Origin of the sequence: Bradyrhizobium sp. 132, from assembly GCF_023074185.1 — a bacterium.
Lineage (GTDB): Bacteria > Pseudomonadota > Alphaproteobacteria > Rhizobiales > Xanthobacteraceae > Bradyrhizobium.
On sequence record NZ_JADPKY010000158.1, the window covers coordinates 105,472 to 129,642 of the forward strand.

The window sequence follows — 24,171 nt, forward strand, 5'->3', positions numbered from 1 at the left end:
TATTTTCCGGGAGAGAACAAGATGGACGCCGCAGAACTGCGCCAGATGCAGGCCCCGATCAAGGAACGCTACAAGACCGATCCCAAGACCGCGATGATCACGCTGAAGGCCAAGGGCTCGACGGATAGCGATGGCATCGCCTGCAAGGTCGAGACCGGCCGCGCCATCGCAATGGCCGGCCTGCATCCCGCGACCGGCGGTTCCGGCCTGGAGCTCTGCTCCGGCGACATGCTGCTCGAGGCGCTGGTCGCCTGCGCCGGCGTCACGCTGAAATCGGTCGCGACCGCGGTCGAGATCCCGCTGAAGACCGGCAACGTTTACGCCGAGGGCGATCTCGATTTCCGCGGGACGCTCGGCGTCGACAAGGAGACCCCGGTCGGCTTCGCCGAGATCCGCCTGCGCTTCGAGGTCGACACCGATGCGCCGCAGGACAAGCTCGACCTGCTGCTCAAGCTCACCGAGCGCTATTGCGTGGTCTATCAGACCATCAAGAACGGCCCGAAAGTCTCGGTGTCGATGCAGCGAATGTAATCAACAAGTGTCGTCCTGGCCTTGTGCGCAATTGCGCACAAGGACGGAATGACAGAAAAAAATGTCTCCCGACCTCCACTTCATTCTCTTCCTTCTCCTGCGCATGGCGATCGCGGCGGCGTTCGTCGTGACGGCCTCCGTTATCACCGAGCGCTCGGGCCCGGTGATCGGAGCGCTGGTGGCGACCCTGCCGATCTCGGCCGGTCCCTCCTACGTCTACCTCGCGCTCGACCACGATGCCGCTTTCATCGCGCAGGGCGCGCTGTCGAGCCTGCCGGTCAATGCTGCCACGATCTTCATGTGCCTCATTTATGTCGTGCTGTCGCAACGGCACAGTCTTCTGGTGAGTTGCGGAAGCGCTGTCGCGGTCTGGATCGTGCTGGCCTCGATCATCCGCCAGTTCGACTGGCCGCTCGCCGCCGGGCTCGTCGCCAATCTGATCGCGTTCAGCATCTGCATTCCGCTACTCGCGGGCTATCGCCATGTGAAAATGCCGCTGGTGACGCGCCGCTGGTATGACGTGCCGATGCGCGCTTTGCTGGTTGCGACCCTCGTCGCCATCGTGGTCTCGACGTCGGGCTGGGTCGGCCCCAGGATCAGCGGCATCATCGCGCTGTACCCGGTCGTGTTCTCCAGCATCATGGTGATCCTGCATCCGCGCATCGGGGGGCCGCCGACCGCCGCCGTGCTCGCCAATTCCGCCTGGGGCTTGCTCGGATTCGGCATGGCGATCGCCGTGCTGCACGTCGGCGCCGCCAATTTCGGCTCCGCGATCGGCCTCAGCATGGGGCTCGCCACCTGCGTCGTTTGGAATCTGACGCTGTGGTGGACCGGGCGAAGGAAGCGATTGGCGCACTAGCCTCGTCATTGCGAGGAGCGAAGCGACGAAGCAATCCAGACTGCCGCCACAGAGGGATGCTGGATTGCTCCGCTCCGCTCGCAATGAAGGTTGCGGAAGGACCGTTCGCTACTTCGGCAGTTTCGCTTTCAACGCATACAGCGCATCGAGCGCTTCGCGCGGCGACATCTCGTCCGGGTGCAGGGCCTTCACGGCCTCCATCAGCAGGTCGGCTTCGCTCGGCGGCGCAGCTTCCGCCGCGGCGCGCGAGGGCACCGCGAACAGCGGCAAATCGTCGGCGAGCGCGCGCGCGGTCTGGCCGCGGTCCTGGGCTTCCAGCTTTGCGAGTACCGATTTCGCGCGCGTGATCACGGCGGGCGGCAGGCCAGCCAGCTTCGCCACCTGGATGCCGTAGGAGCGATCGGCCGAGCCCGGCAGCACCTCGTGCAGGAACACGACATTGCCCTGCCACTCCTTCACGCGCACGGTGGCGTTGAACATGCGCGGCAGTCTTGCCGATAGCGCGGTCAGCTCGTGATAATGCGTGGCGAACAGCGTGCGGCAGCGGTTGCTCTCGTGCAGATGCTCGATCGCGGCCCAGGCGATCGAGAGACCGTCGAAGGTCGCTGTACCGCGGCCGATCTCGTCGAGGATCACGAGCGCGCGCTCGCCGGCCTGGTTCAGGATCGCAGCGGTCTCGACCATCTCCACCATGAAGGTGGAACGGCCGCGGGCGAGATCGTCGGCGGCGCCGACGCGGGAGAACAGGCGGTCGATAATGCCGATCCGCGCGCGCGTCGCCGGCACGAAACTTCCGATTTGAGCAAGAAGAGCAATCAACGCGTTCTGGCGCAGGAAGGTCGACTTGCCGGCCATGTTGGGACCGGTGAGCAACCAGAGCTGGCCGGACTTTTGCGCAGGTCCCGGCGACAGGTCGCAGGCATTTGCGATGAACGGCTCGCCATTACGCTTTAGGGCCTGCTCGACCACGGGGTGACGGCCGGCCTCGATCGCAAAGCCGAGAGACGAGTCCACCTCGGGCCGCACATAGTTCTCGTCGATCGCCAGCTTGGCCAGCGACGTCGCGACGTCGAGCAGCGCAAAGGCGTGAGCGGCGGCACGCAGATCCTCGCTGATGTCGAGCGCCTTGGCGCAGAGCTGTTCGAAAATCTCGAGCTCGAGGCCGAGCGCACGATCGCCGGCATTGGCGATCTTGGCTTCGATCTCCCCCAATTCAGAGGTGGTGAAGCGCACCTGGCCCGCCAGTGTCTGGCGGTGGATGAAGGTCGCGTTCAGCGGCGGCGACATCAGCTTGTCGCCGTGCTGCGCGGTCACCTCGACGAAATAGCCGAGCACATTGTTGTGCCGGATCTTCAGGCCCTTGACGCCCGTGCTGTCGGCGTAGCGCGCCTGCATCGAAGCCACCACCAGGCGCGAGGCGTCGCGCAGGTTTCGTGTTTCGTCCAGCGCAGGCTCGTAGCCCTGGCGAACGAAGCCGCCGTCGCGCTTGATCAGCGGCAGTTGATCGTCGAGCGCCTTGGCGAATTCCGTCGCGAGCTCGCGCGATGGCCTTTGCAGCGCCGCCATCACCGCGGCGATCTCCGGCGGCGGCTGATCGAGCTCGCCGAGCCGCGTCAGCACCTGGTCGGCGGCGATGATGCCGTCGCGCAGGCCGGCGAGATCGCGCGGGCCGCCGCGGCCAACCGACAGACGGGCCAGCGCCCGCGACATGTCGGGCGCACCGCGCAGAATGCTGCGGATGTCCTCGCGCGCGGCAGAGTCGGCAACGAAGCTGCCGACCGCATCGAGCCGCCGCGCGATCGCCGTTGCATCGGTCAGCGGCGCGGCCAGCCGCTGCGCCAACAGTCGCGACCCCGCCGAGGTCACCGTGCAGTCGATCGCATCGAGCAGTGAGCCGCGGCGTTCGCCCGCCAGCGTCCGCGTCAGTTCGAGATTGGCGCGCGTCGCCGGATCGATCGCCATCGTCGCGCCCGAGGCCTCGCGCGCGGGCGGCGACAGCGGGGGGTGCTTGCCGACCTGGGTGCGGTCGACATAGGTGACGGCCGCGGCCGCGGCGGTGGCTTCGAGACGCGAGAGCTGCGCCAGTCCGTCCATGGTCGCGACGGCAAAATAGTCGCACAGCCGTTTCTCGGCCGTGGCGCCGTCGAAGACGTCACGGGTCAGCGGTGTCACCGCCGGCAGCTCGCGCAGGGTCTGTCCGAGCTCGCTATCGTTGTAGAGCGCGTCGGTGACGATCACCTCGTTCGGATTGATGCGCGCCAGCGTCGCGGTGAGCTCTCCGCCCGAACACTCCGTCACCATGAATTCGGCGGTCGAGATATCGATCCAGGCGAGGCCAAAGCGGTCACCGCCCGCCGATGAGCGGGCGCGCGCGAGCGCCATCAGATAGTTGTTGGCGCGTGCGTCGAGCAGCGTGTCCTCGGTCAGCGTGCCCGGCGTGACCAGGCGCACCACGCCGCGGCGCACGACGCTCTTGTTGCCGCGCGCCTTGGCGGCGGCGGGATCCTCGGTCTGTTCGCACACCGCCACCCGGTGCCCCGCGATGATCAGCCGGTGCAGATAATCCTCGGAGCGCTCGACCGGCACGCCGCACATCGGGATATCGGCGCCCTGATGCTTGCCGCGCTTGGTCAGCACGATGCCGAGTGTCCTGGAGGCGATCTCGGCGTCCTCGAAGAACAGCTCGTAAAAGTCGCCCATCCGGTAGAACAGCAGCAAGCCCTGATGGGCCGCCTTGATTTCAAGGTACTGTTCCATCATCGGCGTGACGCGCGCGGCAGCTTCCGCCTGCGGCGCGGGCGCTTCGTCGGGGGGCGGTACAGGGATCGGTTGTTGCATTGTCATGGGCGGCGCAACCTACAAAATTTCGCCCCGCGCTCCTATCGCTTTGGCCCGGGCGGGGAGGTTTTCCACGTTGTCCGCACCGCGGCATGCGCTGCTGGCGTGCGCACCCCTCGGAACACGCGCGTATCAGTCAATTGACCTGCCGCGGGCGCCCTCCTAAAACTCCGGCGACATTGAAGAATTTAGGCCCGATCGCGGCATTCAGGGAGAACAACGATGCGTGACGTCTTTATCTGCGATGCCGTGCGGACCCCGATCGGCCGTTTCGGCGGCTCCCTCGCCAAAGTGCGCGCCGACGACCTTGCGGCTGCCCCGATCAGGGCGCTGATGGCCAAGCACCCCAATCTCGACTGGGCACAGGTTGACGAGGTCTTCTTCGGCTGCGCCAACCAGGCCGGCGAGGACAACCGCAACGTCGCACGCATGGCGCTCCTGCTTGCGGGCCTGCCGGATTCAGTTCCCGGCCAAACCCTGAACCGGCTCTGTGCCTCCGGCCTCGATGCGGTCGGTGCCGCCGGCCGCGCCATCCGTTCCGGCGAGATCGAGCTCGCGATTGCCGGCGGCGTCGAATCCATGACGCGCGCGCCCTTCGTGATGAGCAAAGCGCAGGAAGCCTTCTCGCGCTCTGCCGACATCTTCGACACCACGATCGGCTGGCGCTTCATCAATCCGCTGCTGAAGGCGCAGTATGGCGTAGATGCCATGCCGGAGACCGGCGAGAACGTTGCGGAAGAGTTCCAGGTGTCGCGTGCCGATCAGGATGCTTTCGCGATCCGCTCGCAGCAACGCGCCGGTGCGGCGATTGCGGCCGGCTATTTCGCCGAAGAAATCACTCCGATCACCATTCCCGGCGGCAAGGCCGGCCCCGTTATCGTCGACAAGGACGAGCATCCACGCCCCGAGACCACGCTCGAAGCCCTCGCCAAGCTGAGGCCGATCGTACGCAATCCCGGCACGGTGACCGCGGGCAATGCCTCCGGCGTCAATGACGGCGCCGCCGCGATGATCCTGGCGTCCGAAGCCGCCGTGAAAAAGCATGGCCTGACGCCGCGTGCCCGCATCCTCGGGCTTGCGTCGGCCGGCGTGCCGCCGCGCATCATGGGCATCGGCCCTGTGCCCGCGACCCGCAAGCTGATGGAGCGTCTCGGCAAGAAGATCAGTGATTTCGACCTGATCGAGCTCAACGAAGCCTTCGCCTCGCAGGGCATCGCCTGCATGCGCCAGCTCGGCGTCGCCGACGATGCCGATTTCGTCAATCCGCATGGCGGCGCGATCGCGCTCGGTCATCCCCTCGGCATGAGCGGCGCGCGCCTTGCGCTCACCGCCGTGCACGGCATGGAAAAGCGCGGCGGCAAGCTCGCGCTTGCCACCATGTGCGTCGGCGTCGGCCAGGGTGTGGCTGTCGCGATCGAGAAGTTGAACTAAGCTCTCTTCACTCTCCTCGCTTGCGGGGAGAGTGGTTTTAGGGATCCGCTTCCATGATCATTGCGGGCGAGCAGGACGTCACGGCCGCGGCCCTGGCGGTGATGGAGCGGACGTCCGATCCGCGGCTGCGCCAGATCATGGTCTCCCTGGTCAAGCATTTGCACGGCTTCGTCCGCGACGTTCGTCTGACCGAGAAGGAATTCCGCGACGCCACGGCTGTTATCGCCGAGCTCGGCAAGCTCTCGACCGACACGCATAATGAGGTCGTGCTGATGGCGGGCTCGCTCGGCGTCTCGCCGCTGGTGTGCCTGCTGAACAATGGCGATCAGGGCAATACGGAGACCGACCAGTCGCTGCTCGGACCGTTCTGGCGGTTGAACTCGCCTCGGATGGAGAATGGCGGGTCGATCGTCCGCTCCGAGACGCCGGGCGCGCCGCTGTTCGTCAACGGCCGCGTCGTGGACAAGGACGGCCGTCCCGTCGCCGGCGCCGAGGTCGACGTCTGGCACGCGTCGCCCGTTGGGCTCTATGAAAACCAGGACCCCGAGCAGGCCGACATGAATTTGCGGGGCAAGTTTACGACCGACCAGGACGGAGGCTTCTCTTTCCGCTCCGTGATGATGGTCGGCTATCCCATTCCGACCGATGGCGTGGTCGGCCGTCTCCTGGAGGCGCAGAGCCGGCATCCCTATCGTCCCGCGCACCTGCATGCCCTGGTCTTCAAGCCCGGCTTCAAGGTGCTGATCTCGCAGGTCTACGATCCCGCCGATCCGCATATCGACAGCGACGTGCAGTTCGGCGTGACGAAGGCGCTGATAGGCAAGTTCCTGCGTCATGACGCGCCACACCCGACAGAGCGCGATGTCGCGACGCCCTGGTATTCGCTCGATCATGTCTACCGGCTCAAAGCCGGCGAGGCCGTGCTGCCGCGTCCGCCGATCAAATAGGGCTCAAAGCCGCTTCCCCCAATTAGTTATATCCTATAATGATTGGCGGAAGCGTTGACCGGTCGGACCGAACAGGGCCGGGGAGGAGTTCGCCAATGACATTCATCTATCCCGTCGACAGCAACCAGGCGCATCCGCTGCCGCTATCGCCCGAATACAAGAGCTCGATCAAGCGCGCGCCGAACAAGCCCTTGATCCCGATGCGCCATACGTTGTCGGAGCTGACCGGCCCGGTCTACGGCCATGAGACTGTGCGCGAGGGAGACAGCGACCTCACCACCCAGCACACCGGCGAGCCGCTCGGAGAGCGCATCATCGTGCACGGCCATGTGCGCGACGAGGACGGCCGCGGCGTTCCGAACTCACTGGTCGAGATATGGCAGGCCAATTCCTGCGGCCGCTACGTTCACGTCCGCGACCAGCATCCGGCCCCGCTCGATCCGAATTTTACGGGCGCCGGCCGCACCGTGAGCGATGCCTCTGGTCATTATCGTTTTGTCACGATCAAGCCTGGCGCGTATCCCTGGGGCAACCACCACAACGCCTGGCGTCCCGCGCACATCCATCTCTCGGTGTTCGGCCATTCTTTCGTCACGCGTCTGGTGACGCAGATGTACTTCCCGGCCGATCCGCTGTTCCCGTTCGATCCGATCTTCAATTCGGTGCCGGACGAGAAGGCGCGGGCGCGGATGGTGTCGTCGTTCGACTTAGAGAATACCCAGCCCGAATGGGCGCTGTGCTACCGCTTTGACATCGTGCTGCGCGGCAAGAACGCCACGCCTATGGAGAACCATTAAGTGCAGGATAATGGGATCACGCCATCGCAGACGGTCGGCCCGTTCTTCAAATATGGCCTGACGCCGAACGGCGACTACGCCTGGAATGATGCGTTCACGAACTCGACGCTGACTCCCGACGTCACCGGCGATCGCGTCCGCATCGAGGGCCGTGTGTTCGACGGCGACGGAGTCGTTGTGCCTGATGCCATGCTGGAGATCTGGCAGGCCGATGCGCAGGGGCGCTTTGCCGATCCGCAGGACAAGCGCGCGCTGCCAAATGCGAGCTTCCGCGGCTTTGCCCGCTGCGGCACCGACAAGGATGGCAACTACGCCTTCGAAACCATCAAGCCAGGCGCGGTGCCCGATCCCGACGGCAAGCCGCAGGCGCCGCATATCCTGCTTGCGGTGTTTGGCCGCGGCATGCTGCGGCATCTCTATACCCGCATCTATTTCGGCGACGAGGCCGGCAACGCCGCCGACCCTGTGCTGGCGCTGGTGCCGGCCGACCGCCGCGCCACGTTGACCGCCGTACGCGAGGCCGGCAAGGCAGTGTACCGGCTCGACCTGCGATTGCAGGGCGACAACGAAACGGTGTTTTTCGACGTGTGACTGAGGTGGCGTCCCGGATCTGCGCTTGCGCCTGTCCGGGACGATGGCGGAGGACCGGGCCCAACTTTCGCTGCCCGAAACCGCTCGCCGACGCCGTTTTTCCGTAGTTCTCCGGAGTCCGCGCGATGCAAATTCCGCGCGAAGCAATCCCGTGTTTACCGTAATCCTCTAGGATCCGTTGGATTTGGCGCGGCCCATCGGATTGTTTCATGAAAATTCGCCTTTCGCTTTCTTCCGCAATCATTGCTTTCGGCATCGTCCTCGCCATCGGCTTTACCGCCGTGGTCTCCACCAGCCTCTACGCCCTGCACGAGCTCAAGGTCGGCGGCCCGCTCTATACCGACATCAAGCTCGGCAATGACCTCATCGCGGACATCCTGCCCCCGCCGGAATATGTGATCGAGGCCTATCTCGAGGCCACCCTCGCCATGCGCGAGTCGGACCAACTGGCGGCGCACGGCGACCGCCTGGTCCAGCTCCGCAAGGATTACGACGAGCGCAAGGCTTTCTGGGTTACCTCCAGCCTCTCGGCCGACCTGAAGACCGCGCTGGTGTCGAAATCCGACGCCGAAGTGCAGAAGTTCTGGAAGCTGTTGTCCGACCAGCTCCTGCCGGCCCTCAAGGCCAAGGACACGGCCGCCTCCGAGCGCGCCTACGCGCAGCTCAAGGATGCCTACACCGCACATCGCGCCGTCATCGACAGCATTGTCGAGAGCGCCAACAAGCAGAATGCCGACATGGAGAAGCTGGCCGCGGACCGCGACAGCTCCATGCTTTATATCTTCATGGGCGTTTCCGCCGCCGTTCTGGCATTCATTGCCGCGGGCCTGCTCGGCGTCGCGCTCGGCGTGGTGCGCCCGATCGTGCGCATGACAGGCACGATGCAAAAGCTCGCGACCGGCGATCTCGCCGCCGACATCCCCTTCGCACACCGTCAGGACGAGGTCGGGTCGATGGCGGGCGCCCTGCTGGTGTTCAAGCAGGCGGCAGTCGACAATGCCCGGCTGCGCGAAGAACAGCTGCAGCAGGAGCAGGAGGCGGCGCTGGCCAAGCGTGGTGCCCTGCAACAGATGGCCGATACGGTTGAGCGGGAAACCGGCCGCTCGGTCGATACCGCAAGCGCTGCGACCCAAGGCGTGGAACGGGCGGCCTCCAGCCTGTCCGAGATCGCGCGGTCGTTGTCCACGGAGTCGCAGGCGGTTGCCTCGGCGTCCACCCAGGCCCTGAGCAGCTCGCAAACCGTTTCAGCCGCGGCGGAAGAACTGAGTGCTTCGATCCGTGAGATCGCGACCCAGGTCGCGCGGACCAGCACGGTCACAAAATCGGCGGTCGCCGGTCGTGAACAGGCGCGTTCGACCATCCAGGCGTTGGCCGGTTCGGTCAAGAAAATCGCCGAGGTCTCCGATCTCATCGGCGGCATCGCCGGTCAGACCAACCTTCTGGCACTCAACGCCACGATCGAGGCCGCGCGTGCCGGCGAAGCCGGCCGCGGTTTCGCGGTGGTCGCCGCCGAAGTGAAATCCCTGTCCGACCAGACCGCCAAATCCACCGAGGAGATCGCGCGGCTGATTGCCGAGATCCAGGCCTCGACGCAGGCCGCGGTCGATGCCGTCGAAACCATGGGAGGCCACATCCTCGAGATCGACGGAGTTGCCACCTCGGTTGCCGCCGCGATGGAAGAGCAGGACGCCGCGACGCGTGAGATCACGCGGTCGATCTCCGAATCGGCTTCCGCGGCGAAGGAGGTCTCGGCCAAGATCGGCGATGTCAGCCGCGACGCCGCCTCCGTGAACGAGCGCGCCGCGGAGGTCAGACAGGCGATCGCCGGCATGGCGGCCAATCTCGAACAGCTCCGGTCGGTCGTGGTCAGGACCGTGCGCGCCTCGACCGCTGCGGCTTAGGCCGGCATCGGGTTGGCCGCTGGTGCGTGGGGCGTGATCGTGCAGTATGACGCGGGACAGGGGCATCGTGGCTATGACACCTCCACAATTGCCGGCGGTCGTTGAGCCCGCCCGACTGACGGCAGCGCTCCGCAGGAGTGGCGTGCTGGACGCCGGCGCAGTCCGCGAGGTGAAAGTGCTGCATCAGCGCGACACCGTCGTGTCGCACATTATCCGCCTTGGCCTGCGCTATGTGGGGGAATCCGCCGGCGCCCCGCAATCGCTGATCCTGAAGACCGCGCATTCCGACTTCGCAAAGACGCTTGCAAATGGCGGCCGGCACGAAGTGGCCTTCTATACGCAGCTCGCGCCAACAGCGCCGGCGGGGCTTGTGCCGCGCTGCTTCGACGGGCATTTCGACGAGGAGAGCGAGACCTGGCATCTTCTGCTCGAAGACCTCACCGACAGCCATGAGATTGCGACGCAATGGCCGCTGCCACCGTCGCGCGATCAGGCGATGGCGATCGTCACGACGCTCGCGCGATGGCACGCGGCCTGGTGGGACCATCCCGGTCTCGGCGAGACCGTCGGCACCTGGGCGAGCGAGGAGGACAGTGCAACCCACATGGAGACCTTCGCCGGCCATTACGATCGCTTCGCGGACCTGCTCGGCGATCGCCTCAGCGAAGAGCGCCGCATCTTCTACCGCCGCCTGATCAATCAGTCGGCCCGGCTATCCCAGCGTTATCATTTGCGACGTCATGCCAGCATCACCCACGGCGATGCCCACATCTGGAATTTCCTGCTGCCGCGCGCCGGCGTCGCCGATACCGTGCGGATATTCGACTTCGACCTGTGGAACATCAACGTGCCGACCAACGACCTCGCCTACATGATGGCGATGCAATGGTATCCGGAACGCCGTCAGACGCTCGAGCGGGCGCTGCTCAACCGTTACTACGAGACGCTGATCGCGCACGGCGTCAGCGGCTATACGCGCGGCGCGCTCGATCAGGATTACCGTTGGTCGGTGCTCTGGCACATCACCACGCCGGTCTGGCAATGGAGCATCAACATCCCGCCGGTGATCTGGTGGAACAATCTGGAGCGGGTGATGCTGGCGGTCGAGGATTTGGGGTGCGAGGAGTTTTTGGGGTAGTTGGCGCTGCACGCTCGCCGTCGTCCAAGTTGTGACGCACCCTACTCCATCACCGCATGTTCCGGCCCGGCCGACTGCTTGCGCAGCGTGGCCTTGGACGAGCCGATCATCAGGGCGAGTGGGATGGTGCAGAGGATGAAGATCATCACCAACATGTAGTCGTGCGCGAAGGCGATGATCTGCGCCTGCACGCTGACCATCCTGTCGGCCATGGCGCGGCCGGCGTCGGTGGAGAGATTGATCATGCCGCTGACGTTGGGCATCTGGAGCGCGTGGTTGAACGGGTTGATGTTCTCGGACAGGATCGCATAGGTCTTGCGCGTGCCCTGCGTCAGCTCGGCGACGACGATGGAAATGCCGACCGAGCTCGCGACGTTGCGCAGCAGCGTCAGCATTGAGGTGCCGTCGGTGCGCAAGTGGTTCGGCAGCGTCAGGAACGCCACCGTCGAGAGCGGCACGAAGACGAGGCCGAAGCCAAAGCCCTGGATCACGCTGACGACCACGATTTCCGGCACCTGGGTCTGGTCGGTCCAGCCCGTCATCTGGAACAGCGAGGCCGCCGTCAGCGTCAGGCCGCAGATGATCAGCGTGCGCGCCTCGATCCAGCGCATGATGCGGCCGACCATCATCATGGCGAAGAAAGTGCCGAAGCCGCGGCTTGCGAGCAGGCCGCCTGCGGTCATGATGGGATAACCGATCACGTTCTGCAGGTAGGGCGAAGCCAGCGCCATGGTCGAGTACAGCACGAGGCCCATCACCGTCATGAAGATGCAGCCGGTGAGGAAGTTGCGATCCCTGAACAGCGCGAACTGAATGAAGGGACGCGAGGTCGTGAAGGAGTGGGCGAAGAAGTAATAGAAGGCGACGCCGGAGACGGCGAACTCGGTCACGATCTCGACCGACTCGAACCAGTCGAGCTGCTCGCCGCGATCGAGCGCGAGCTGGAGTGCGCCGATCCCGATCGCCAGCGCGGCAAAGCCGAACCAGTCGAACTTCAGGCTGAGATTCTTATCGGTCTCGTCCATGAAGACGGCGAGCCCGAGCACGGTGATCGCGCCGAACGGCAGGTTGACGAAGAACACCCAGTGCCAGGAATAGCTCTCGGTCAGCCAGGCGCCCAGCGACGGGCCCATGATCGGGCCCATCATCACGCCCATGCCCCAGATCGACATCGCCGTGGCGCGTTCCTGAAGCGTGTAATAGTCGAGCATCACTGACTGCGACAGCGGCACCAGCGCTGCGCCGAATACGCCCTGCAGCAGGCGGAACAGCACCATCTGGTTGATGTCCTGTGCGAGGCCGCACAGCACGGAGGCGAAGGTGAAGCCGGCCGCGCAGGCGATGAAGATGCGCTTGCGGCCAAAGCGGTTGGAGATCCAGCCCACCGGCGCCGTCATGATCGCAGCGGCGACGATGTAGGACGTCAGCACCCAGTTGATCTGGTCCTGCGAGGCCGACAGCGTGCCCTGCATGTAGGGCAGGGCGACATTGGCGATGGTGGTGTCCAGCGCCTGCATGATGGTCGCCGTCATGGCGCAGATCGTCACCATGTTCCGGCGCATGCCGGGGACCATCAGGCTCGCATGGGGGCCGGACATCGGATCGGTCCTTGTCTCAGTCGTTTTCGTGGCCTGCGGTCGCCGCCAGGCCGAGCAGGCCGGCGAGCGAGCGCTGATGGCCGGTGTCGATGGTGGCGTAGACGCTCATGCCCGCCTTCAGCTTCCGCACGTATTTGTCGGTCTCGTCGAAATAGACGCGGATCGGCACACGTTGCACGACCTTGACGAAATTGCCGGTGGCGTTTTGCGGCGGCAGGATCGCGAACTGCGCGCCGGTGCCGGGCGAGAGCGAGCCGATCTTGCCCTTGAAGACATGGTTCGGGAACGCGTCGACCTCAAGCGTGACCGGTTGCCCTTCGGTGACGTAGGTGAGGTCGCTTTCTTTCGGATTGGCGTCGACCCAGGGATGGGCGACGTCGATGATGGAGAACACCGGCGTGCCGGCGGTGACGTAGCGGCCGAGCTGGATCTGCTCGACCTGCGTCGCTACGCCGCTCATCGGGGCCCGCACGACGGCGTGGTCGAGATTGCGCTGGGCGTCGTCGAGCTTGGCCTTGGCCTGGGCATAGGGCGGGAATTGCTCGAGCGGCAGGTCGGGATTGCCGAGCAGCTGGGTCTTCGCATTGGACAACTGCTGCTTGACGAACTGCGTCTGGGCGCCAGCGGTGACCAGCGCATTGGCAGCGTTGTCCAGGTCGAGCTGCGAGCCGAAATTGCTCTTTACCAGTGACTGCTTGCGCTCGACGTCGCGCTGCTTCAGGTCGACGCCCCGCTGCGCCAAATCGAGCATCTGTGCGTATATCTTGATGTTCGCGATGAGATTGTCATAGGTCGTGCGAGACTGGTCGAGCGCGGCCTTTGCCTGATCGACCGCGAGGCGGAACGGCACGGGGTCGATCTCGAACAGCTCGTCGCCCTGCTTGACGACTTGGCCCTCTTTCACGATGACCTTCTCGATCTTGCCGGAAATGTCGGGCGTCACCAGCACCTTCTGGGCACCGACATAGGCGTCGTCGGTGCCGACATAGCGGCCGCCATTGAGATAGAAGGTCAGGCCGGCAATGGCGACGACGGCCGGCAGCACGACCAGAAGCAGGACGCGGCGATAACGGCGCAGGCCGGCGATCAGGCGGCGACGCGGATTGGTGCCGGCTTTCTTGGTGGGCTTGCCGCTGTCGATTTTCTGCTCGGGTTGGAATTTGAGAACCTGATCAGCCATAGCGCTGCTCCTTACGCGCTTGTTCCGCCACCGATGTCTGGATCGCGGTACGCACGTTTTCCTTGATTGTTTCGAGCTGGGTGAGGAGGCGATGGGCGTCCGCCGGAGTGATGCCTTCGAGCGCGTTGGCCGTGAGCTCGGACTTCAGCCCGCTCATCCGTCCGAGCAATTGCCGCCCCGCCTTCTTCAGGTGCAGCCGCTTGACGCGGCGGTCCGAAGGATCGTTGCGGCGTTCGATCCAGTCACTGTCGCAGAGCTTGTCGATCAGGCGCGTCAGCGTGATCGGCTGCACCTCGAGAAGCTCCGCGAGTTCCGACTGCTTCATGCCTTCGCTGCGCTCGACCTTGGCCAGCACCGCCCATTGCGCGCGGGTGATACCGAAGCGCGAGGCTTCCTTGTCGGCATAGACGCGGAGCAGGCGATAGAGCTCGGCAAGCGTAAACAGGAAGTTCTGGTCCACGGGCCCGCGGCTCATGAGCTTGGTCTCCAATAAGCTTGGGATATAATAAGCAAGCTTATGATTATTTCATGGCGGGATAGCGGGATGCTGTCCCGCAGCAAGAGCATGGCTGATCGCCGCACCGCCGGTCCTGCTTTGGGTTCCCCTTTCGAAATGCTAGAACGCCGGTCCCATGACCTTCGCAAAGCCGGTTTTTCCCGCGCCCGATCACGATCACGGCCGTTGCACCGCCGATGCGCTGGCGCATGCCGAGGCCGTCTGCGAGCAGCGCACGCAGAAATTCACGCCGATCCGCCGCCATGTGCTGGGGGCGCTGCTCTCGAGCCACCGGCCGCTGGGAGCCTATGAAGTGATCGACGAGCTGGCGAAATCGATGCCGCGGCCGGCGCCGATCACGGTCTATCGTGCTCTCGATTTCTTGATGACGAACGGCCTCGTGCACCGCATCGAAAGCCGCAACGCCTATCTCGCCTGCGCCGCCCACCACCATGACGCGACCTCGGCGGTGACGTTCCTGATCTGCGAGCGCTGTGGTCTGGTCGGTGAGATTCCGTCGGCGTCGTTCGCCAAGGACCTCACCGCCGCCGCGCGCAGTTCAGGCTTCGCTCCCAAACTGTCCGTGGTGGAAATCACGGGCGTCTGTGCGCATTGTCAGAAAGCTGCATAAAGCAACAACGGCGCAACGCCGGTTTTTCAGGAAGACATGTCCTCACCACAAGCCCTATCGTCCGCCGGTCGTCCCCTCAGTGCCGGCGCCATCGCTCTGATGCTCATGCTGTGCCTGACCTGGGGGTTCAACCAGATCGCGGTGAAGCTGGTGCTGCCGGACATCCCGCCGATGCTTCAGGCCACGTTCCGCTCGATGGGCGCGCTGCCGGTGCTGTTCATCATCGGCAGCTTGCGCGGCGTTAAATTTTTCGAGCGCGACGGCACCTGGAAGCCCGGCGTGATCGCCGGACTGATGTTCGGCATCGAGTTCGTTCTGATCTTCCAGGGCCTGCGCTTCACACCGGCGTCGCGGGCAGTCGTGTTCCTCTACACCGCGCCGTTCTTCGTCGCGCTCGGCTCCTACCAGGTGCTTGGCGAGCGACTTGGCGGTACGCAATGGCTGGGGCTGGCCGTCAGCTTTGCCGGTGTCGCACTCGCGATCGGGGTACCGCAGCCTAATGTCGATTCGCATGTTCTGCTCGGCGACCTCATGATCGTCGGCGGCGCCGCGCTGTGGGCGGCGACCACGCTGGTTGCCAAGGGCACCCGGCTGCGCTTCGCGGCGCCAGAAAAGGCACTCGGCTATCAGGTCGCGACCTCGATCCCGATCCTCGGTACGGCCGCCTGGCTGTTCGGGGAGACCATCCCCCGCACCCCGTCGACGCTGTCGCTGGGCCTGATGGCCTTCCAGGCGATCTGGGTGGTGGGAACCACGTTCACGCTTTGGTTCGCGCTGGTGAAGACCTATTCGGCCAGCAAATTGTCGGCTTTTACCTTCATCACCCCTTTGTTTGGCGTGGTGGGTAGCTATTTCATCATGCACGACACCCTGAACCTGACATTTGGGGCGGCAGCGGTCCTTGTAATTGCTGGGCTTTTTCTGGTTAACCGTCCCAGCCAATCCGCTGCGGCGCCGCGCGATGCATTGCTGAACGTCACCAAAACCTGATATTTGGACCCCATGAACAAGCTCGAAACCACCATCGATTCCGACATCGCGGGGCCTGCGCCGCGCCATCACACCACCCAGGTCAAGGTCGGCGACGTTGCCGTCGGCGGCGGTGCGCCGATCGTCGTGCAGTCGATGACCAACACCGACACCGCCGATATCGACGGCACCATCGCCCAGGTCGCAGCACTCGCGCGCGCGGGCTCCGAAATGGTCCGCATCACCGTGGACCGCGAGGAAGCCGCTGCCGCCGTCCCGCATATCCGCGACGGCCTGCTCAAGCGCGGCATCACCACGCCCTTGATCGGCGACTTTCATTATATCGGCCACAAGCTGCTCGCGGCCTATCCGGCCTGCGCCGAGGCGCTCGCCAAATACCGCATCAATCCCGGCAATGTCGGCTTCAAGGACAAGCGCGACACGCAGTTCGCCGACATCATCGAGATCGCCAACAAGAACAGCAAGCCGGTCCGCATCGGCGCCAATTGGGGCTCGCTCGACCAGGAGCTTCTGACCAGGCTGATGGACGAGAACACCGCCTCGGCCAATCCGCGCGATGCGCGCGCGGTGATGCGCGAAGCCATGGTGCAGTCGGCGCTGCTCTCGGCTGCCCGCGCCGAAGAGCTCGGCATGCCCAAGGACCGCATCATCCTGTCGGCCAAGGTGTCGGCGGTGCAGGATCTGATCGCGGTCTACGAGGTTCTCGCCAGCCGCTCCGATTACGCCATCCATCTCGGCCTGACCGAGGCCGGCATGGGCACCAAGGGCATTGTCGCCTCATCCGCCGCGCTCGGCATCCTGCTTCAGCAGGGCATCGGCGACACCATCCGCATCTCGCTGACACCGGAGCCCGGCGGCGACCGCACCCGTGAGGTGCAGGTCGGCCAGGAGCTGTTGCAGACCATGGGCTTCCGCACCTTCGTGCCGCTGGTTGCGGCATGTCCCGGCTGCGGCCGCACCACCTCGACCACGTTCCAGGAACTGGCCAGCTCGATCCAGGGTTTCATCCGCGACGAGATGCCGACCTGGAAAACCAAATATCCCGGCGTGGAAGAACTCAACGTCGCGGTGATGGGCTGCATCGTCAACGGCCCCGGCGAATCCAAGCACGCCAATATCGGCATCTCGCTGCCGGGCACGGGCGAAGCGCCGGCTGCCCCCGTGTTCGTCGACGGCAAGAAGTTCCGGACCCTGCGCGGCCCGACCATCTCCACCGACTTCAAGGCGCTCGTGATCGACTACATCGAGCAGCGCTATGGTCAGGGCGCCAAGGTGCCGGTGACCGCGGCGGAGTGATCTAACTTCACTCGGGCTCACACTCCGCCGTCGTCCCGGACAAGCGCGCCTCAGCGCGCGCAGATCCGGGACGACGGCTGTGTTTGCAGCGCAGATTGCGTATCTGTCACCCCGCGCTACCATGCCCCCAATCAAAACGATCGGGAGGCACACCATGAGTTCACTCGCCGGCAAGCAGGGCCCGCGCTATCGCCATACGGCGGACGACGGCGCGCCCTATGAGACCATCGCGGTCGAAAAGCTCACCCCGATCATCGGTGCGGAAATATCTGGCGTCGACATCGGCAAGCTGGTCTCGGACGATGCCGGCTCCAACCGGCAGATGGACGAGATTCACCGCGCGCTCGCCGAAAACCTCGTCATCTTCTTCCGCGACCAGCGCATCACGCCGCAGCAGCATCTCGCCTTCGGCCGCAAGTTCGGCGAACTGCATTTCCATCCTGCCGCGCCGCATGAGGATGAAGACCCGGCGCTGATGAAGATCTACGCGGATGCGAACTCGCCGCGCGCCAACGGCGAAGGCTGGCATTCCGACGTGTCCTGCGACCTCGAACCGCCGATGGGCTCGATCCTCTACATCAAGCAGTGCCCGCCGCGCGGCGGCGACACGCTGTTCGCGAACATGTACGCTGCGTACGAGGCGCTGTCGGACCGCATGAAGGCCTATCTCGACGGCCTGACCGCGCTGCACGACGGCGAGCCGATCTATCGTGGGCTCTATGCCAATTACGGCGTGGCTGACCGTCCGTCCTATCCGAACGCCGAGCACCCTGTGTTGCGCACGCATCCGGTCACGGGCAGGAAGGCGCTCTACGTCAATCGCGGCTTCACCCGCCACATCAACGGCATCCCGCGCGACGAGAGCGACGCGATGCTGGCCTATCTTTACCAGCACGCCGAAAACCCGCTGTTCCAGTGCCGCTTCCGCTGGACCGAGAACGCTATCGCGTTCTGGGACAACCGTTGCGCCCAGCACCGCGCGATGTGGGACTACTGGCCGCACACACGCTCCGGCACGCGCGTGACGGTGAAGGGCGAGCGGCCGGTTTAATCCGCCTGCGCACCGCGTTCCGCGTTGACGTCTTCCCGCGTCCGCGCCAATCTTGCCGAAAACAAAGACGTCGGGAGGATCAGCCATGCTCCGCGCCGAGGACAACAAATTCCTGACCGAGTCGGGCCCCGGCACGGGAATGGGCGAGCTGTTGCGCCGGTTCTGGATTCCCGTGGCTCTCTCAGAAGAACTTTCCGAGCCGGACGGCGAGCCGAAGAAGATCATCGTGCTTGGCGAGGAGTTGCTCGCCTTCCGTGACTCGCGCGGGGCTGTCGGAATCATCGATCAGTATTGCCCGCATCGCGGCGCCAATCTCTGGCTTGGGCGCAATGAGGAATGCGGCATTCGCTGCGTCTATCACGGCTGGAAGTTCGACACCGACGGCCGATGCGTCGACATGCCGACCTCCTATCCCGACATCAACGCCAAAGACCTCATCCGGATCAAATCCTATCCGGTGCGCGAATGGGGCGAGATGATCTGGGCCTATATGGGCCCGGCCGAGGTCATGCCCGAATTGCCAGATCTCGAAATGGCGCTGCTGCCGGCCTCGCACCGCTATGTCGGCAAGAAATGGCAGGACTGCAACTGGGTGCAGGCGCTGGAAGGCTCGATCGACACCGCGCATTTCACCTTCGCCCATCTCTCCTTCGACAAGGAGGAGAACGAGGTTCTGGACATCAAGAAGCATTTTGTGAATCCGATCGCGCGGATGTCGAGCGACCACATGCGTTGGATCGCGGAGGATCCGCGCCCTGTGATCAAGATCCAGCCGCACGACGCGGGGCTGACGATTGCCGGTGGGCGTCTCACCGGCGGCGACAGTATCTACTGGCGCATCGCGCAATTCCTGATGCCGTTCCACGCCTATGCGCCGAGCGCGATGCCGGGCGAGAACATTTTTGGCCAGACCTTTGTGCCCGTCACTGACACCAATTGCTGGATCTACACCTATGCCTGGAATCCGGAGCGGCCGCTGACCCAAGCCGAGCGTGATGCCTTCGACCGCGGCAATGGCGTGATCGCGGAGGTCGACGACAATTACGTGCCGATGCGGCACAAGGGCAACGACTATTTGATCGACCGCAAACTCCAGAAGACCAGGAGCTACACCGGCATCAAGGGCGTCTCCGAACAGGACGCCGCCGTCCAGGACAGCCAAGGCCCGATCGCCGACCGCACCCGCGAGCATCTCGGCCCGACCGATCTCGGTATCATGCATTTCCGGAAAGTCGTGATGGAGCTGGCGCGGGCGCTTCAGCAAGGCGAGCCGCCGCCGCAGGCCGCGCATCAGGATCGCTACGCCGTGCGCTCGGGCGCCTGCGTCACCAGTAAGGCCAAGGATTTGCCCGCCGTGATGCTGGAACGCTTTGGCGACGTCGCGGGATTCGTCGGCCGTCCCAGGATTGCGGCAGCGGAGTAGGGTTTGAGGCATTCGCGCAGCATCATCGCATGTCTCGTCTTGCCGCTCGTCGCGTCGATCTTGCTATCGTTGACGCCTGCTGACGCCGGTCATGCTGCTATCGCGCGAAAAAATGCGAAGCCCAAGCCGCCGCAATCACCGGCCAAATGCGAGGTGCCGAACTTCAGGATCGTCGTGGATGTCGGGCACACGCCGGACTCCTACGGCGCGTTGAGCGCGCGCAATGATCCGGAGTTCGGCTTCAACTTCCGGCTTGCGAGGCTCATCACGGCGAAGCTCAAGTCTGAAGGCTTCGCCGCAGCCCGCCTGCTCGTCATGGACGGCAAGGCACGGCCGAGCCTGTTCAAGCGGGTCAGTGCCGCGAATGACGGTCGGGCCGATCTCTTCCTGTCGATCCATCACGATTCGGTGCCGGACAAGCTGCTCGAGAGTTGGGAGTTCGACGGCGCGCACAGCTATTTCAGCGATCGTTTTTCGGGCCACTCTCTATTCGTGTCGCAGCGGAACCAGCACTTCGCCGCCAGCCTGATGCTGGCCCGGATGATCGGCAGGCAGCTGAAAGAGCAGGACCTGCACTATGCCAGCCAATACACTCTGCCGGTGATGGGCCGCTACCGGCGCCAATTGCTCGACAAGGATGTCGGCGTCTACCGCTATGACGGGCTCGTGGTGCTCGCGCAAACCCGCAGCGCCGCCGTGCTGCTCGAGGCTGGCTCGATCATCAACCGCGACGAGGAAATGGCGATGAATTCGCCGGGGCGGCAGGAGATGATTGCGGGCGCCGTGGCGGTGGCGATCAGGGAGTTCTGCGAGAGGCGGTGATTGCTCGCGCAATGACGAGAATCTATAGCGGCCCTCCCCGATACTCCCGGTTCGCCAAACTCGCCTCCTCCAGATCCAGATCCCGCTCGATCCGCCGGCGCGTCTCGTCGGTGATCTGGCCGTCCCGCAGCAGGTCGTGGATGAATTTCCGCTCGGCCTCGATCAGGTCACGCGTCAGGGCGGTGCCGGCGGCCGAAACGTCGTGGTGGGCGGGATCGAGCGAGTCCGGTAGCTGGTTGACGCGAATCTCGTGGCGTGCGCGCAGCAGCCGCATCACCTCGTCCGTGACTTCCTTCTCCTCGGTCAGCACGTCGAGCGACTTCAGGGCGGCATCGAGAGCCTGGCGGCGTGCCGCGATCTCGGCCTCGTGCTCGGCGACATGCTCGTTGCGACCGGCTTCCGCGACGCCGAGCCAGCGCACCACCGGTGGCAGTGTGAGGCCGACTCCGATCAGCGTGACGAAAATGACGGCGAAGGCGACGAACAGGATCAGGTCGCGGTACGGAAAGGCCTCGCCGCCCGGCAACGTGAAAGGCAGCGCCAGCGCAGCCGCCAGCGACACGGCGCCGCGCACGCCGGTGAACGCGAGCACGAACGGCCATTGCCATGGCGGTGAGGGATCGCGGGCGCGCAGCGACTTGCTGAACATCCGCGGCAGATAGGTCGCGGGATAGAGCCAGGCGAAGCGCGCGCCCACGACGACCACCAGGACCACGGCGGTTGCGATCATGATGTCGTCGAGCGGAAACGCCTTCGATTTCTCATAGAGCGCGCGCATCTGGAATCCGGTGAGCAGGAACAGCAAGCCCTCGATCAAATAGATCACGAGGTCCCAGAAGAAGATGCCTTGCAGACGCGTCGATGCCGAGATCAGCAAAGGCCCGTTCCAGCTCACATAGAGGCCGCAGGCGACGGTGGCGATCACGCCGGAGCCGCCGACGTGCTCGGGCAGCCAATAGGAGACGAAGGGCGTGATCAGCGACAGCGTCAGCTCGACCTGCGGATCCATGGACCATTTGCGCAAGCGCAGGGACAGCCAGCCGACGCCGATGCCGAAGGCGATCTCGCTGGCGACGATGAGCAAGAACTCGCCGGCTGCCAGAGGCAGCGAGAAATGCCCGACCATGATCGCGGCGAGCGCGAAACGATAGAGGGTCAGCGCGGTAGCGTCGTTGGCGAGCCCTTCGCCTTCGAGGATGACCAGGAGCCGGCGCGGCATGTGCAGCCGGCGCGCGATCGCGAGCGGTGCCACCACGTCGGGCGGCGCGACAATGGCGCCGAGCAGGAAGCCGATAGCCCAGGGCAGGCCAATCACATAATGCGTGGCGGCCGCCACCAGCGCCGCGGTGAAGATCACCGCGCCGACCGCGAGCAGCACGATCGGGCGTAAATTGTTCCTGAACTCGCGCCAGCTCATGGCGACGCTGGCCGAGTAGATCAGCGGCGGCAGCACCATCAGCAGCACCAGTTCCGGCGGCAGTTCGACCGGCGGAATGCCCGGTACGAAGGCGAGGCCGATACCGGAGAGCATCAGCAGAATGGCAGGCGCGATGTTGAAGCGGCGCGCGACAAGCGCAGTGCCCGCCAACACGGCAAGCAGGATGAGAAAGATCTGAAATTTCGCTTCGATCATGGCCTGTCTTGGCCGGAAGCAACCGCAAGGTCAATGCGGCGCGGCTCAGGCCAGCCGCTCAGCCACCATGCGGCCGATGCGCGCGAACACGGCTTCGAACTGCGCAGCGTTGGGCGTGCCCGCCCTGGGCGTAGGCCGCGATCAGGATCGGTGCATCGGGCTTCGTATCGGGCTTGGGCCAGACCACCGCGATATCGCCAGAGGCGTCCTTGCCGTTGTTGCCGGTCTTGTCGCCGATCTTCCAGTTTGCGGGAAGCCCGCCGCGCAGCCGGTTCGCGCCGGTCTTGCAGCCCACCATCCATTCCATGAGTTGAGCACGCGAGGCCGGCGACAGCGCCGCGCCCGTCACCAGCCGCCGCAGATTGCCCGCCATCGCCGCCGGGGTCGTGGTGTCGCGGGGATCGCCGGGCGGTGAGCGGTTGAGCTCGGGCTCATTGTGGTCCAGTCGCGAGGTGCTATCGCCGAGCGACCGCCAGAAGGCGGTGAGCGCGGCGGGACCGCCGATCCGCGCGAGCAGCAAATTGGCGCAGGTGTTGTCGCTGAGCTCGACGATCGCCTTGCACATCTCGGTGACCGACATTGCGCCGGCGGCAAGATTTTGCCTGGCGACCGGTGCGTACTCCAGCAGGTCGGCCTTGCCGTACGGAATCATGGCCGCGAGCTGATCCTCGCCACGATCGACCCGCGCCAGTACGCAAGCCGCGAGCGAAGCCTTGAATGTCGAGCACATGACGAACCGTTCGTCGGCCCGCCAGGCGAGCTTTGCGCCGGTCGCGAGGTTCTCCGCATAGACCCCGATCCGGCCGCCACTCTCGCGCTCATACGTTTCGAGCTCAGGCTGCGCGTCCGCGGCGAGCGCGGGAGATGTGGCCATCCAGCACAGCGAGGCGAGCAGCGAACGGCGGTCGAGAAGCATCGAGGACTTTCAGGCGAGACGGAGGAGGCAGCGGCGAGCCGGAGGGAAGCCCCTCACTCCCGCAGGTCATACCGATACGACTTCGACACGATCTGCCAGCCGTCGGCGAGCTTCATCGCCACCAGATAGTCGGTGAAAAAACGCGGCGGCAACTGGCACCGGACCTTGATGAAGGCGGTCTTGTCGTCCGAACGGTCGATGGTGACGATGAAATCCTCGCGCGGCTTGCCTTCGGCCTTGCCGGAGGGGCGCTTGCGCACGCGGTCGAGCCAGTCCGGCACGGTCAGCACCTGCAGCTCGCCCTTCTCGACCCAGCGCAAATCGGCGGAGGGGTGGAAGATGGCGCCGAGTTTTTCGGCATCGCCCTCGTAAAGTCCATCGAAATAGGATTGCACGACGGCTTCGACGCTCGCGCGGTTCTGGCTCATGGGTCATCCCTTTGAATGATGGCTCGGGGCGAACTTAGTCGTACTCATCAAAATGCGCTATGGGAGTGCGTACCATTTGCGCGAGGACACTGTGATGACCGCATCAGAGAATTCGAACGCTCGTATCCTGATCGGCGAATGCTACTGCCGCGCCGTGCGCTATGAGGTGGCGGACGCATTCTCCTATGCGATGAACTGCCACTGCTCGAATTGCCGCCGCACCACCGGCGCCGCCTTCAAGCCGTTTGCCGGAATAACCCAGGACAAGCTGCGCATCACCCATGGTGAAGATCAGCGCCTCATCTTCGGCGACGAGACCACCCATGACGCCCACTGCGCCCGCTGTGGCTCGCTGCTTTATTCCCGGGTGCGCGAGGGAAAATGGGTCCATGTCGCCATGGGAACCCTGGTCGATGCCCCCTCGATCCGACCGAGCGTCCACATTTTCGTGGGCTCGAAGGCGCCCTGGCACGAGATTACGGACAATCTGCCGCAATATCAGGGCCACGTGGGGGATGCCTGAGGGAACCTGCTGCGCGCCTATTCTCGGCGAACCGCGACCGGACTGGCGCGACAAAATGGGGTCTTTCGGCCTGCCGCCGGCGCCACCTCCATCACAAGCGCCCGCGGCGGACCCTGCTAAAGCCATCCCAAAGGGGCTCGAACTGCCCTTA

The 24,171-nt window shown here is 64.7% G+C and carries 21 protein-coding genes and 1 pseudogene; 15 read left to right on the forward strand and 7 right to left on the reverse strand.

From position 1 onward, the window contains the following. Window positions 1-21: 21 nt before the first annotated feature. A complete protein-coding gene (locus IVA74_RS34315; RefSeq protein ID WP_247351667.1) occupies window positions 22-531 on the forward strand; it encodes an OsmC family protein in 510 nt (169 codons plus the stop codon). Between the two features lie 61 nt (window positions 532-592). Continuing rightward, entirely contained in the window at window positions 593-1,390 is a 798-nt protein-coding gene (locus IVA74_RS34320; protein WP_247351669.1) for a hypothetical protein, read from the forward strand. A gap of 108 nt (window positions 1,391-1,498) precedes the next feature. Here the strand turns inward: IVA74_RS34320 and mutS are convergent, their stop codons facing one another. Then, complete coding sequence (gene mutS, locus IVA74_RS34325) at window positions 1,499-4,234, reverse strand: DNA mismatch repair protein MutS (protein WP_247351670.1); 2,736 nt, start codon at window positions 4,232-4,234, stop codon at window positions 1,499-1,501. Window positions 4,235-4,450: 216 nt separating this feature from the next. Between mutS and pcaF the strand changes: the two genes are divergently transcribed. The 6 genes from pcaF to IVA74_RS34355 all read left to right on the forward strand — a co-directional run bounded on the left by pcaF (window position 4,451) and on the right by IVA74_RS34355 (window position 11,033). Further along, entirely contained in the window at window positions 4,451-5,659 is a 1,209-nt protein-coding gene (gene pcaF / locus IVA74_RS34330) for a 3-oxoadipyl-CoA thiolase (RefSeq protein ID WP_247351672.1), read from the forward strand. Window positions 5,660-5,712: 53 nt separating this feature from the next. Then, entirely contained in the window at window positions 5,713-6,606 is an 894-nt protein-coding gene (locus IVA74_RS34335) for a dioxygenase (protein WP_247351674.1), read from the forward strand. 95 nt (window positions 6,607-6,701) lie between these two features. Next, window positions 6,702-7,403, forward strand: coding sequence for a protocatechuate 3,4-dioxygenase subunit beta (gene pcaH, locus IVA74_RS34340; protein ID WP_247351675.1), 702 nt, complete (start codon window positions 6,702-6,704; stop codon window positions 7,401-7,403). After that, the gene (gene pcaG, locus IVA74_RS34345) at window positions 7,404-7,994 is read left to right on the forward strand and encodes a protocatechuate 3,4-dioxygenase subunit alpha (protein WP_247351677.1); all 591 of its coding nucleotides are present in this window, start codon (window positions 7,404-7,406) and stop codon (window positions 7,992-7,994) included. A gap of 209 nt (window positions 7,995-8,203) precedes the next feature. Beyond that, window positions 8,204-9,895: a HAMP domain-containing methyl-accepting chemotaxis protein gene (locus tag IVA74_RS34350; protein WP_247351679.1), complete on the forward strand. Its 1,692-nt coding sequence runs from the start codon at window positions 8,204-8,206 to the stop codon at window positions 9,893-9,895. Between the two features lie 46 nt (window positions 9,896-9,941). Beyond that, window positions 9,942-11,033, forward strand: coding sequence for an ecdysteroid 22-kinase family protein (locus IVA74_RS34355; RefSeq protein WP_247351681.1), 1,092 nt, complete (start codon window positions 9,942-9,944; stop codon window positions 11,031-11,033). A gap of 41 nt (window positions 11,034-11,074) precedes the next feature. Here IVA74_RS34355 and IVA74_RS34360 read toward each other — a convergent pair whose 3' ends face one another. From IVA74_RS34360 to IVA74_RS34370, 3 genes are read right to left on the reverse strand one after another with little or no spacing between them, the layout of a single operon-like run. Beyond that, window positions 11,075-12,631 carry an MDR family MFS transporter gene (locus IVA74_RS34360; protein WP_247351683.1) on the reverse strand — a complete coding sequence of 519 codons (1,557 nt, stop codon included), beginning with the start codon at window positions 12,629-12,631 and terminating at the stop codon, window positions 11,075-11,077. 16 nt (window positions 12,632-12,647) lie between these two features. Beyond that, window positions 12,648-13,811 (reverse strand): HlyD family secretion protein, encoded by a 1,164-nt coding sequence (locus tag IVA74_RS34365; protein WP_247351685.1) that lies wholly within the window; start codon window positions 13,809-13,811, stop codon window positions 12,648-12,650. Then, window positions 13,804-14,286, reverse strand: coding sequence for a MarR family transcriptional regulator (locus IVA74_RS34370; RefSeq protein WP_247351687.1), 483 nt, complete (start codon window positions 14,284-14,286; stop codon window positions 13,804-13,806). The genes IVA74_RS34365 and IVA74_RS34370 overlap by 8 nt, the downstream gene beginning before the upstream one ends. A gap of 157 nt (window positions 14,287-14,443) precedes the next feature. Between IVA74_RS34370 and IVA74_RS34375 the strand changes: the two genes are divergently transcribed. From IVA74_RS34375 to IVA74_RS34400, 6 genes are all read left to right on the forward strand, one after another. Continuing rightward, on the forward strand, window positions 14,444-14,938 hold the full coding sequence (locus IVA74_RS34375) for a transcriptional repressor (protein WP_247351688.1): 495 nt from the start codon (window positions 14,444-14,446) through the stop codon (window positions 14,936-14,938). 36 nt (window positions 14,939-14,974) lie between these two features. After that, a complete protein-coding gene (locus IVA74_RS34380; RefSeq protein WP_247351690.1) occupies window positions 14,975-15,928 on the forward strand; it encodes a DMT family transporter in 954 nt (317 codons plus the stop codon). A 12-nt stretch (window positions 15,929-15,940) separates the two neighbouring features. Beyond that, the gene (ispG, locus tag IVA74_RS34385; protein WP_247351692.1) at window positions 15,941-17,224 is read left to right on the forward strand and encodes a flavodoxin-dependent (E)-4-hydroxy-3-methylbut-2-enyl-diphosphate synthase; all 1,284 of its coding nucleotides are present in this window, start codon (window positions 15,941-15,943) and stop codon (window positions 17,222-17,224) included. A 154-nt stretch (window positions 17,225-17,378) separates the two neighbouring features. Beyond that, entirely contained in the window at window positions 17,379-18,275 is an 897-nt protein-coding gene (locus IVA74_RS34390; RefSeq protein WP_247351694.1) for a TauD/TfdA family dioxygenase, read from the forward strand. Between the two features lie 85 nt (window positions 18,276-18,360). Next, window positions 18,361-19,698 carry a Rieske 2Fe-2S domain-containing protein gene (locus IVA74_RS34395; protein ID WP_247351696.1) on the forward strand — a complete coding sequence of 446 codons (1,338 nt, stop codon included), beginning with the start codon at window positions 18,361-18,363 and terminating at the stop codon, window positions 19,696-19,698. A gap of 3 nt (window positions 19,699-19,701) precedes the next feature. Beyond that, a complete protein-coding gene (locus IVA74_RS34400; protein WP_247351699.1) occupies window positions 19,702-20,520 on the forward strand; it encodes an N-acetylmuramoyl-L-alanine amidase in 819 nt (272 codons plus the stop codon). A gap of 22 nt (window positions 20,521-20,542) precedes the next feature. Here IVA74_RS34400 and IVA74_RS34405 read toward each other — a convergent pair whose 3' ends face one another. The 3 genes and pseudogenes from IVA74_RS34405 to IVA74_RS34415 form a co-directional block, all read right to left on the reverse strand. After that, window positions 20,543-22,153, reverse strand: a complete 1,611-nt coding sequence (locus IVA74_RS34405) for a Na+/H+ antiporter (protein ID WP_247351701.1) — start codon at window positions 22,151-22,153, stop codon at window positions 20,543-20,545. 45 nt (window positions 22,154-22,198) lie between these two features. After that, a pseudogene (gene bla, locus IVA74_RS34410) lies at window positions 22,199-23,069 on the reverse strand (class A beta-lactamase). 53 nt (window positions 23,070-23,122) lie between these two features. Continuing rightward, on the reverse strand, window positions 23,123-23,497 hold the full coding sequence (locus IVA74_RS34415; protein WP_247351703.1) for a nuclear transport factor 2 family protein: 375 nt from the start codon (window positions 23,495-23,497) through the stop codon (window positions 23,123-23,125). A 94-nt stretch (window positions 23,498-23,591) separates the two neighbouring features. On the opposite strand from IVA74_RS34415, the gene IVA74_RS34420 reads away from it, so the two are divergent. After that, window positions 23,592-24,020 (forward strand): GFA family protein, encoded by a 429-nt coding sequence (locus IVA74_RS34420; RefSeq protein ID WP_247351705.1) that lies wholly within the window; start codon window positions 23,592-23,594, stop codon window positions 24,018-24,020. The last annotated feature ends 151 nt before the right edge of the window (window positions 24,021-24,171 follow it).

What these genes read in the sequence shown, in the direction of transcription:
- IVA74_RS34315 (WP_247351667.1), top strand. Translation starts at nt 22, where the DNA reads ATGGACGCCGCAGAACTGCGCCAGATGCAGGCCCCGATCAAGGAACGC.
- IVA74_RS34320 (WP_247351669.1), top strand. Translation starts at nt 593, where the DNA reads ATGTCTCCCGACCTCCACTTCATTCTCTTCCTTCTCCTGCGCATGGCG.
- mutS (WP_247351670.1), bottom strand. Translation starts at nt 4,234, where the DNA reads ATGACAATGCAACAACCGATCCCTGTACCGCCCCCCGACGAAGCGCCC.
- pcaF (WP_247351672.1), top strand. Translation starts at nt 4,451, where the DNA reads ATGCGTGACGTCTTTATCTGCGATGCCGTGCGGACCCCGATCGGCCGT.
- IVA74_RS34335 (WP_247351674.1), top strand. Translation starts at nt 5,713, where the DNA reads ATGATCATTGCGGGCGAGCAGGACGTCACGGCCGCGGCCCTGGCGGTG.
- pcaH (WP_247351675.1), top strand. Translation starts at nt 6,702, where the DNA reads ATGACATTCATCTATCCCGTCGACAGCAACCAGGCGCATCCGCTGCCG.
- IVA74_RS34350 (WP_247351679.1), top strand. Translation starts at nt 8,204, where the DNA reads ATGAAAATTCGCCTTTCGCTTTCTTCCGCAATCATTGCTTTCGGCATC.
- IVA74_RS34355 (WP_247351681.1), top strand. Translation starts at nt 9,942, where the DNA reads ATGACGCGGGACAGGGGCATCGTGGCTATGACACCTCCACAATTGCCG.
- IVA74_RS34360 (WP_247351683.1), bottom strand. Translation starts at nt 12,631, where the DNA reads ATGTCCGGCCCCCATGCGAGCCTGATGGTCCCCGGCATGCGCCGGAAC.
- IVA74_RS34365 (WP_247351685.1), bottom strand. Translation starts at nt 13,811, where the DNA reads ATGGCTGATCAGGTTCTCAAATTCCAACCCGAGCAGAAAATCGACAGC.
- IVA74_RS34370 (WP_247351687.1), bottom strand. Translation starts at nt 14,286, where the DNA reads ATGAGCCGCGGGCCCGTGGACCAGAACTTCCTGTTTACGCTTGCCGAG.
- IVA74_RS34375 (WP_247351688.1), top strand. Translation starts at nt 14,444, where the DNA reads ATGACCTTCGCAAAGCCGGTTTTTCCCGCGCCCGATCACGATCACGGC.
- IVA74_RS34380 (WP_247351690.1), top strand. Translation starts at nt 14,975, where the DNA reads ATGTCCTCACCACAAGCCCTATCGTCCGCCGGTCGTCCCCTCAGTGCC.
- ispG (WP_247351692.1), top strand. Translation starts at nt 15,941, where the DNA reads ATGAACAAGCTCGAAACCACCATCGATTCCGACATCGCGGGGCCTGCG.
- IVA74_RS34390 (WP_247351694.1), top strand. Translation starts at nt 17,379, where the DNA reads ATGAGTTCACTCGCCGGCAAGCAGGGCCCGCGCTATCGCCATACGGCG.
- IVA74_RS34395 (WP_247351696.1), top strand. Translation starts at nt 18,361, where the DNA reads ATGCTCCGCGCCGAGGACAACAAATTCCTGACCGAGTCGGGCCCCGGC.
- IVA74_RS34405 (WP_247351701.1), bottom strand. Translation starts at nt 22,153, where the DNA reads ATGATCGAAGCGAAATTTCAGATCTTTCTCATCCTGCTTGCCGTGTTG.
- IVA74_RS34415 (WP_247351703.1), bottom strand. Translation starts at nt 23,497, where the DNA reads ATGAGCCAGAACCGCGCGAGCGTCGAAGCCGTCGTGCAATCCTATTTC.
- IVA74_RS34420 (WP_247351705.1), top strand. Translation starts at nt 23,592, where the DNA reads ATGACCGCATCAGAGAATTCGAACGCTCGTATCCTGATCGGCGAATGC.